Here is a 7,774-nt window from a genome sequence, read left to right as displayed (position 1 = left end):
TTTCGGCCGCTCCGCCGCCCTGCGGGCCGCCGATCTCCTGAAGCCCGGCGCCTCCCAGCCCGAGCTGAAGCCGTCGATGACGGACTCTCACCTCGCCCGTTTCGATCGCCTGCGTCATGCTGACGGCTCGACCCCCACCGCCGCCCTGCGGCTGGAGATGCAGCAGGCCATGCAGGAGGACGCCGCCGTCTTCCGGACGGGTGAAAGCCTCGCCTCGGGGGTGAAGCGCCTCCAGGCGGTCCATGACAAGCGCAAGGACATCAAGGTCTCCGACCGCGGGCTGATCTGGAACACCGACCTTGTTGAGACCCTCGAGTTCGAGAACCTCGTGGTCCAGGCCGTGGTCACCGTCGCCGGCGCCGCAAACCGCACCGAGAGCCGCGGCGCCCACGCGCATGAGGACCATCCCGACCGGGACGACGCCAACTGGATGAAGCACACCCTGACCTGGCTCGACGACGCCACTGGCAAGGTGGCGATCGATTACCGGCCGGTGCATGACTACACGATGACCAACGACATTGCGCCGATCCCGCCCAAGACGCGGGTCTACTAAGGTCGCGGACGCAGACGGAATTCGAGGAAAGAGCTCCCATGGTTGAACTCGCCCTGCCGAAGAACTCCCGGGTCCAGAAGGGTCGGCACTATCCCGCGCCCGCCGGCGCCAAGAAGGTCAAGACCTTCCGGATCTATCGCTATGATCCCGAAGGGACGGGCAATCCGCGCTGGGACACCTATGAGGTCGATGTCGCGGCCTGCGGCCCGATGGTTCTGGACGTCCTGATTCACATCAAGAACACCATGGACCCCACCCTGACCTTCCGGCGGTCCTGCCGCGAGGGAGTCTGCGGTTCCTGCGCCATGAACATCGGCGGACGGAACACCCTGGCCTGCACCCATGGGCATGACGAGGTCCCCGGTTCGGCCTGCCAGGTCAGCCCGCTGCCGCACATGCCGGTGGTCAAGGACCTGGTGCCCGACCTCACCCACTTCTACGCTCAGTATGCGTCCATCGAGCCCTGGCTGCACACCACCACGCCCGAGCCCCAGACCGAATGGGTCCAGAGCCCGCAGGACCGGGAGCAGCTGGACGGTCTCTACGAGTGCATCCTGTGCGCCTGCTGCTCCACCTCCTGTCCCAGCTACTGGTGGAACGGCGACCGCTATCTCGGGCCGGCCACCCTGCTGCACGCCTATCGCTGGCTGGTCGACAGCCGGGATGAGGCTACCGGCGAGCGGCTCGACGCCCTGGAGGATCCCTTCAAGCTCTATCGCTGCCATACGATCATGAACTGCGCCCAGGTCTGCCCGAAGGGGTTGAATCCCGCCAAGGCGGTCGCCGAGGTGAAGAAGATGATGGCGGAGCGACTGGTCTGACGCCCTCCAGGCGTCAGGGCATCCGGCGAATTCCGTAAGTTGACGGCTGCGTCACTTTTCTGCATCTGGAGCCCATGACCTCGCCAGACGCCCATGTCGTGATCGTCGGCGCCGGCCACGCCGGCGGGACCCTGGCGGCCCTGCTGCGCCAGTATGGGTATGCCGGGCCTGTGACCCTGGTGGGCGAGGAGCCGATTCCGCCCTACCAGAGGCCCCCGCTCTCCAAGGCCTGGCTGAAGGGCGAGGCGGACGCGGAGTCCCTGGCCCTCAAGCCCCTCGAATTCTACGCCGAGAACCGCATCGACTTCCGGCCCTCAGTCCGCGCCGAACGTATCGACCGGGACCGCAAGGCCCTGGTCCTCTCGGACGGGACAACACTCGCCTACGACATCCTGGTCCTGGCCACCGGGGCCCGGGCCATCCGCCTTCCCATCCCGGGAGCCGATCTCGAGGGCATCCTGGAACTGCGCACGGCGGCCGACGCCGAGGCGCTGAAGGCGGCGCTTGGGCCTGGCCGGACCATGGCCGTTGTCGGCGGCGGCTATATTGGCCTCGAGGCCGCCGCCTCGGCGCGGGCCCTGGGCGCCGAGGCGATCGTCCTGGAGCGCGAGCCCCGCATCCTGGCCCGCGTGGCCGGCGAGGTGCTCTCCAACTTCTTCCGCACCCTGCACGAAGGCCATGGCGTCCGCTTCCTGACCGGGGCCTCTGTCACCGGCTTCCGCGGCGAGGGCGGGAAGGTGACGGGCGTCGAACTGGCCGACGGCCGGGTGATCGACTGCGACCTGGCCCTGGTCGGCGTCGGCGCCGTCCCCAATCAGGAACTCGCCCAGGCGGCCGGCCTGGCGGTGAATCGCGGCGTGGTGGTCGACCTGGAGGCCCGCACTTCAGACCCCTCCATCTTCGCCATTGGCGACGTGACCCTGCGGCCCATGCCGATCTATGGTCGGGACTTCCGGATGGAAAGCGTCCCCAACGCCCTGGAGCAGGCCAAGCAGGCCGCGTGCGCCATCACGGGTCGCCCCGCGCCGGCCGGCGAGACGCCCTGGCAGTGGTCCGACCAGTACGACATCAAGCTGCAGATCGCAGGCTACAACTTTGATTCGGACCGGACGCTCGTGCGCGGTGATCCGGGTTCGGGGCGGTTCGCGATCTTCCACCTGAAGGGCGATCAGGTCCAGGCGGTGGAGGCGATCAACTCGCCGCCAGAGTTCATGATGGGGCGGCAGCTCATCGGTTCCCGCAGGCCGGTGGACAAGCAGAGACTTGCGGACCCTTCGGTTTCCATGAAAGAGGTCGCCGCGGCATAGATCCGGCGAGGCAAGGAAAGACCAGATGGCCAAGATCACCTTCATTCAGCACGACGGGACCGAGCACGTCCACGAGGGCAAGACCGGCCTGTCGGTCATGGAAGTCGCGGTGAAGAACAACGTGCCGGGCATCGACGCCGACTGCGGCGGCGCCTGCGCGTGCGCGACCTGCCACGTCTATGTGGACGCCGCCTGGCTCGAAAAGACGGGCGACAAGACGGCCATGGAGGAGTCCATGCTCGACTTCGCCGAGGGCGTGGAGCCCAACAGCCGGCTGTCCTGCCAGATCAAGGTGAGCGACGCCCTCGACGGCCTGGTGGTCCGGCTTCCCGAGAGCCAGCACTAACCGGCCAGGGCGTCCGGAGGCTTAGCAAGCGGCCTTCGGTCCTCATGGCGTGCTGAGTCGCCTGCCCGTGCGGGACGCGCGGCCAAGGGGTTACCAGAGCGTGTCTGACCGCCCGCCTCCGCTGCCGTTTGACGCCATCCGCGGGGATGTCAGGAGTTTCTTGACGGCTGAGGGCAGAGTCTTCGCCGACCTGGGTGATGGAGAGTTCGGGTGTCGCGCAGCCGGTTTCGAGCGCGATGGAAGCCGTTACTTCGTCAAGTTCGCAGTCCATGAAATGGGTGTAGCGAGCCAGCGTCGGGCCATCACCGTGCACGAGCGGGTGCAGCACCCGGCCCTGATCCCGCTGATCCAGGTCCTGGAGGGCGATCGGGGACCCATTCTTGTCTTCCCCTGGTGCGACGCGTCGCCTCTGAGGCAGTCCCAGCGGATGCGGCAAGCGCCCCTGAGCGACGTCATTCGAGCGATCCGTGACGTGATTGACGTTCATCGGGTCATTGATGAGGCCGGTTTCGTATCCATCGACCTTTATGATGGAAATCTTCTCTACAGGGACCGGGTCTTCCTGATCGACGTGGATGAGTATCGGCCCGCCCCCTTCCGGTTGGACACGCCGCGAACCCTCGGCTCGACGCGCTTCATGGCGCCAGAAGAGTTTCACCAGGGCGCATGGCTGGACTCCCGGACCATGGTTTTTCAGCTGGGGCGCGCCATGGCGGTTCTGCTGGATCCTCCACGGGGCGAGTATCCTGATCGATGTCCCGCCCTTGGTCCGGTGATCCGGCAGGCCACCGCGCCTGATCCCGAGGCTCGGTATCCAACAGTCGCCGACCTAACCGCAGGTCTCGACGCTGCGCTTGCGAGAGCCGGCTTGTCACCGCCCTGATCAAGGCGATCAGAACTCCAGTTCCGGATGCCCCGCCGCGCCTTCCGCTCTTTCCGGAAGGTGGCAGGTGAAGGTCGCCCCCGCACCGGGCTCGCTCTCCAGGGCGACCCAGCCGCCGTGCAGCTCGACCAGGGCCTTGACCAGGGCGAGGCCAAGACCGGGCCCGCCGCGCTCGCGTCCGACAAACCTGTCGAAGATGTTCGCCTGCACGTGGAAGGGGATCCCCCGCCCTGTATCGATCACCTGAATCTGCACCTCTCCGAGGGTGCGACGCGCGCCCAGGGTGATGCGACCGCCCTTCGGCGTATGGCTGAGGGCGTTCAGAACGAGGTGGTCAAGGACTTGCGAAAGCCTTCTGAAGTCCCCGCGGATGAGTCCCAGGTCCTCCGGGCAGGCCGCCAGGAGACGGACCTGTCCAGCCTCTGCGTCCTCGTTCCAGCGGACGACAGCCGCCTCCAGTAGCCGGACGACGTTCACGTCTTCCAGGTCCAGGGCCATTTCGCCGGCGTCGATCTGCGCCATGTCGAGGACGTCGTCGATGGATCGACCCAATTGCTCCGCCGCCTGACGTATGGCCCCGGCGTGCCCCAGCGCCCGGGTCGGCAGCTGATCACCCAGCCCTTCCATCAATTCGGAGTACCCGATGATCGTCGTCAGCGGGGTCCGAAGCTCATAGGAGACGTTCCCGACAAAGTCCCGCTTCAGCCTTTCAGCTTCCGCAAGGGCGGCGCTGCGGTCGGCGAGAGCGCGCTCAAGGCGGCGGGCGTCCGTGACGTCAGTGAAGGCGATGAGCGTCGCCCCATCCGGAAGGGGGCGAGACTGATGAGCGACGATCCGACTGTCGGAGGTCCGCACCTCGCCCGAGGCGGGTGCGCGCGCGGCGGGGTCGGTGTCCGCAACCCTTCCCTTGAGTTCTCTCCAGAACCCCTGGTCATGCAGTCGAGGCAGGCAGAGTTCAACGACACCCTCGAAATCCTGCATCTCGGAGAGAGCCTGACGGGGGATGTTCCAGAAACGCTCGAAGGCCTCGTTATGCAGTCGCAGGCGTCCATCTGCGCCGAAGACCGCGACCGCATCATTCAGCTTGTCGAGTGTGGCCTGCTGGACCTGGATGAGACTGTTGTACTGGGCCTTCAGGCGAAGCTCGCCGGTGATGTCCGAGAACAGGAGGACGATGCCGCCCAGGGGGTGGGACTGGCGTACGACCCGGAGGGTGCGGCCGTCAGGCAGGCTCCAGAGCTCGTCCGGCGCGGAATCGAGCCGGACATAGCGCTCCAGCTCGGCGGCCTTCCACCGCGCATAGTCGGCCGTTTCCGGCAGGCGCCTGCGTTGCCGAAGGCGGTCGAGAACCTCGCCATGGGTGGGGCGATCGGCAAGCCAGGCCGGCTCGAGACCGAACATCTCTGCAAAGGCGGTGTTGTGAAAATCCAGGCGACGGGCGGAGGTGAAGATCGCTACCGCGTCGGCGATATGGTTCAGGGTCTCGTCATGGGCCTCCACATTCCGGCGCAGCGCCTCCCGGAGCTCTTCAGCCTCGGTCACGTCCTCGGTCCAGACCCCGACTCCGCCTCCCTCCAGAGGCCTTGCGCTCACCCTGAGGGCGCGCCGGCGCCCGCCCAGGCTGACCCATCGGACGGCTTCCCGAGGCTGGGCCTGGGTTGCAGCCTCCACCGCCAGGACATCCGCGGCCGGGTCCAGGCTGAGACGCCGCTGCGCCGCATCGAGGATGTCGGCGGCTCCCACCGCCGATAGCCAGGCGGCGTTACCCCAGATCGGCAGGCCGTCGGCGCTGGCGATCCAGGCGGGGCCGCTTCGAGCATTCAGAAACGCCGCGAAGCGCGGCGAAGGCGGTAGTCCGCGGGATCCGGCGGCGGCCGAAAGCCGCAGCCAGGCCAGAGCGCCGCCGGCGCGGCCCTCCACGGTCACGACTCCCGCTGCGCCCCTCACCTCGAAGCCGCAGCTCTCGCCCCGCTCGAACAACGCCCGCAGGCGCAGGGCGTGATCCGGATCGGCCCGCATGAGCGCCGCGACGACAGTCTCCGGCTCGGCCGGGACCCCTAGGGCGCGGGCGCAGGCTGTCAGACTGTCATTTCCCGAGACCAGGGCGGGCCGCCCGTCCTCGACGGCGAGAAGCGCGGACTCGAAGGCCTCTGCCGAGGCCTGGGCGGCTTCGGCGTCGCGGCGAAGGCCTCTGTTCTGCGCCTCGAGGTCGAGAATCCTCCGCCCCGCGCGGCCCCGCAGGATCAGCGCCCACGCGCCCGAGGCCAGCGCCAGAAGGGCGGTGATGGCGCTCGCGGAGAGGATCAGGCCTTCACCGGTCATGGGCAGGATCGCAGGTTTTCGCCCCCATCGGGCGAATCATGCGGACAAGATAGGCTGAAGCCTGTTTTTCGGCGATGATAGGACGATGACCGCCCTGTTCTATCCGGTGGCCCCCGACGGGGAGTCAGCGCTCCGTGCGCCTCTCGGCCACGCCCTCCGCGCCCGTGAGGCTGAAGGCGTGGCTGGCGAGGCCGTCATCTTCTCGTCCGAGAGGGTCGGGCCGGCTTGCCAGACCCGGGCCGCCGCAGCTGAACTCCTGGCCAGCCTCCTGGCGGGCGTGGATCGGCCGCCCGACTCCGCCACGGTCCGGCTCGTGGAGGTCTTTGACGGCGCCCGGCCGCCGCCCCCGGCTCGATCCCTCGAACAGGGCGGCCGCCGCTGGCCGGAGCCGCCGCCGCCGCCAAGGACCGTCTGGCGGATTCAGGTGGACTTCTGGAAACCGGCCTCCCAGACTCCCGAGATCCTCTCATCTCAGGCCCGCCGTGTGCGCCGCAGCCCGCCGGCTGATCTGTCCGCCGATCACCTCAACGCCTTCGCCCGTCAACCTCTCCGGCCGGTGCGCCCCCAGCAGCCGCTGGACATCGGCCTCTTTGAGGTGAGGGCGCCCGAAAACCCTGACCGTCTCCTTCCCGATGAGTGAGTCCTGGCCTGTAGGCGCCGCAGCGCCCTCCCTCGACGACATCGCCCGGCTGGCCGAAGTGGCGTTCGCCGCGTTGCCGGAGCCCTTTCGAACCCTGGCGGGAGATATCGTGTTCCGGGTCGATGATTTTCCCGATGACGACATGCTCGCGGAACTCGGCATGCAGGACCCATTCGAGCTTTCGGGGCTCTATCAGGGGGTCGACCTGTCCCGGCGGTCAGTACTTGACGCGTACGAGCCCGCCCGGGTGTTCCTTTTCCGACGGCCCCTTCTGGACGAGTGGGCGGAACGTGGGGATGTGACGCTTGCCGAACTTGTCGCCCACGTCCTCATCCACGAGATCGGACATCACCTGGGGCTCTCGGACGAGCAGATCCACAGCATAGAGTCCAGGTGACGGCAGGGTGCTTCTCGTCCCCCCGAAAACCCGCTAGACCGCCGAAATGGTCTCGCCCCTCCGTTCCGGACGCCTCTGCGCCGCCCTGATGGCGGCCGTGCTCGCCGTTCCGGTTGCAACCTTGGCCGCCGAATTCAAGCCTGCGAACCAGAAGATCGAGATCGGGCGCATCGCCGGGCGCTGGTATGAGGTCGCCCGCCTGCCCAACCTGATCCAGAAGGATTGCCAGGGGGGCGCTTCCGACTGGTCCAGGACCGAGAATGGCTACGCCGTGATCCAGACCTGTCACCGGGGGTCGCTGCTTTCGCCGCCGACCCAGTGGAAGGCCCATGCAAGGATCGTTGGCCCGGTCACTGACGGGCGAATCCGGATCAGCTATTTCGGCGGCGTCCTGAATGTCGAGTACCGGGTGCTTGAGAGCCGTAACGATCAGGGTTGGCTTCTGCTCGGCACGCCGAACGGCCGCTATCTCTGGCTGATGGCGCAGCAGCCGATACTGAGC

At 67.5% G+C, this 7,774-nt stretch carries 8 protein-coding genes and 1 pseudogene; 8 read left to right on the top strand and 1 reads right to left on the bottom strand.

What is annotated here, in order from left to right:
• From INE98_RS06800 to INE98_RS06780, 5 genes and pseudogenes are all read left to right on the top strand, one after another.
• Positions 1–556 (top strand): annotated as a pseudogene (locus tag INE98_RS06800) (succinate dehydrogenase/fumarate reductase flavoprotein subunit); the annotation flags it as partial.
• 38 nt (positions 557–594) lie between these two features.
• Entirely contained in the window at positions 595–1,377 is a 783-nt protein-coding gene (locus INE98_RS06795; protein ID WP_293537639.1) for a succinate dehydrogenase iron-sulfur subunit, read from the top strand.
• Positions 1,378–1,451: 74 nt separating this feature from the next.
• The gene (locus INE98_RS06790; protein WP_293537637.1) at positions 1,452–2,684 is read left to right on the top strand and encodes an FAD-dependent oxidoreductase; all 1,233 of its coding nucleotides are present in this window, start codon (positions 1,452–1,454) and stop codon (positions 2,682–2,684) included.
• 25 nt (positions 2,685–2,709) lie between these two features.
• Complete coding sequence (locus tag INE98_RS06785; RefSeq protein WP_293537635.1) at positions 2,710–3,030, top strand: 2Fe-2S iron-sulfur cluster-binding protein; 321 nt, start codon at positions 2,710–2,712, stop codon at positions 3,028–3,030.
• Between the two features lie 160 nt (positions 3,031–3,190).
• A complete protein-coding gene (locus INE98_RS06780; protein ID WP_293537633.1) occupies positions 3,191–3,913 on the top strand; it encodes a hypothetical protein in 723 nt (240 codons plus the stop codon).
• A gap of 9 nt (positions 3,914–3,922) precedes the next feature.
• Here INE98_RS06780 and INE98_RS06775 read toward each other — a convergent pair whose 3' ends face one another.
• Positions 3,923–6,235: a PAS domain-containing sensor histidine kinase gene (locus INE98_RS06775; protein ID WP_293537631.1), complete on the bottom strand. Its 2,313-nt coding sequence runs from the start codon at positions 6,233–6,235 to the stop codon at positions 3,923–3,925.
• 85 nt (positions 6,236–6,320) lie between these two features.
• Here INE98_RS06775 and INE98_RS06770 point away from each other — a divergent pair, with 85 nt between their 5' ends.
• From INE98_RS06770 to INE98_RS06760, 3 genes are all read left to right on the top strand, one after another.
• Positions 6,321–6,875, top strand: a complete 555-nt coding sequence (locus INE98_RS06770; RefSeq protein WP_293537629.1) for a hypothetical protein — start codon at positions 6,321–6,323, stop codon at positions 6,873–6,875.
• On the top strand, positions 6,868–7,272 hold the full coding sequence (locus INE98_RS06765; protein ID WP_293537628.1) for a metallopeptidase family protein: 405 nt from the start codon (positions 6,868–6,870) through the stop codon (positions 7,270–7,272). Before INE98_RS06770 ends, INE98_RS06765 begins: the two co-directional genes overlap by 8 nt.
• A gap of 46 nt (positions 7,273–7,318) precedes the next feature.
• On the top strand, positions 7,319–7,774 hold a 456-nt coding region (locus INE98_RS06760; RefSeq protein WP_293537627.1), incomplete at its 3' end, for a lipocalin family protein.

Source organism: Phenylobacterium sp. (assembly GCF_020253645.1).
Classification (GTDB): Bacteria; Pseudomonadota; Alphaproteobacteria; order Caulobacterales; family Caulobacteraceae; genus Phenylobacterium.
This window is presented reverse-complemented; position numbering and strand designations above follow the sequence as displayed.

Bases quoted from the DNA above. Each gene is read 5' to 3' on its own strand.
- INE98_RS06795 (WP_293537639.1), top strand. From the start codon at position 595: ATGGTTGAACTCGCCCTGCCGAAGAACTCCCGGGTCCAGAAGGGTCGG.
- INE98_RS06790 (WP_293537637.1), top strand. From the start codon at position 1,452: ATGACCTCGCCAGACGCCCATGTCGTGATCGTCGGCGCCGGCCACGCC.
- INE98_RS06785 (WP_293537635.1), top strand. From the start codon at position 2,710: ATGGCCAAGATCACCTTCATTCAGCACGACGGGACCGAGCACGTCCAC.
- INE98_RS06775 (WP_293537631.1), bottom strand. From the start codon at position 6,235: ATGACCGGTGAAGGCCTGATCCTCTCCGCGAGCGCCATCACCGCCCTT.
- INE98_RS06770 (WP_293537629.1), top strand. From the start codon at position 6,321: ATGACCGCCCTGTTCTATCCGGTGGCCCCCGACGGGGAGTCAGCGCTC.
- INE98_RS06765 (WP_293537628.1), top strand. From the start codon at position 6,868: ATGAGTGAGTCCTGGCCTGTAGGCGCCGCAGCGCCCTCCCTCGACGAC.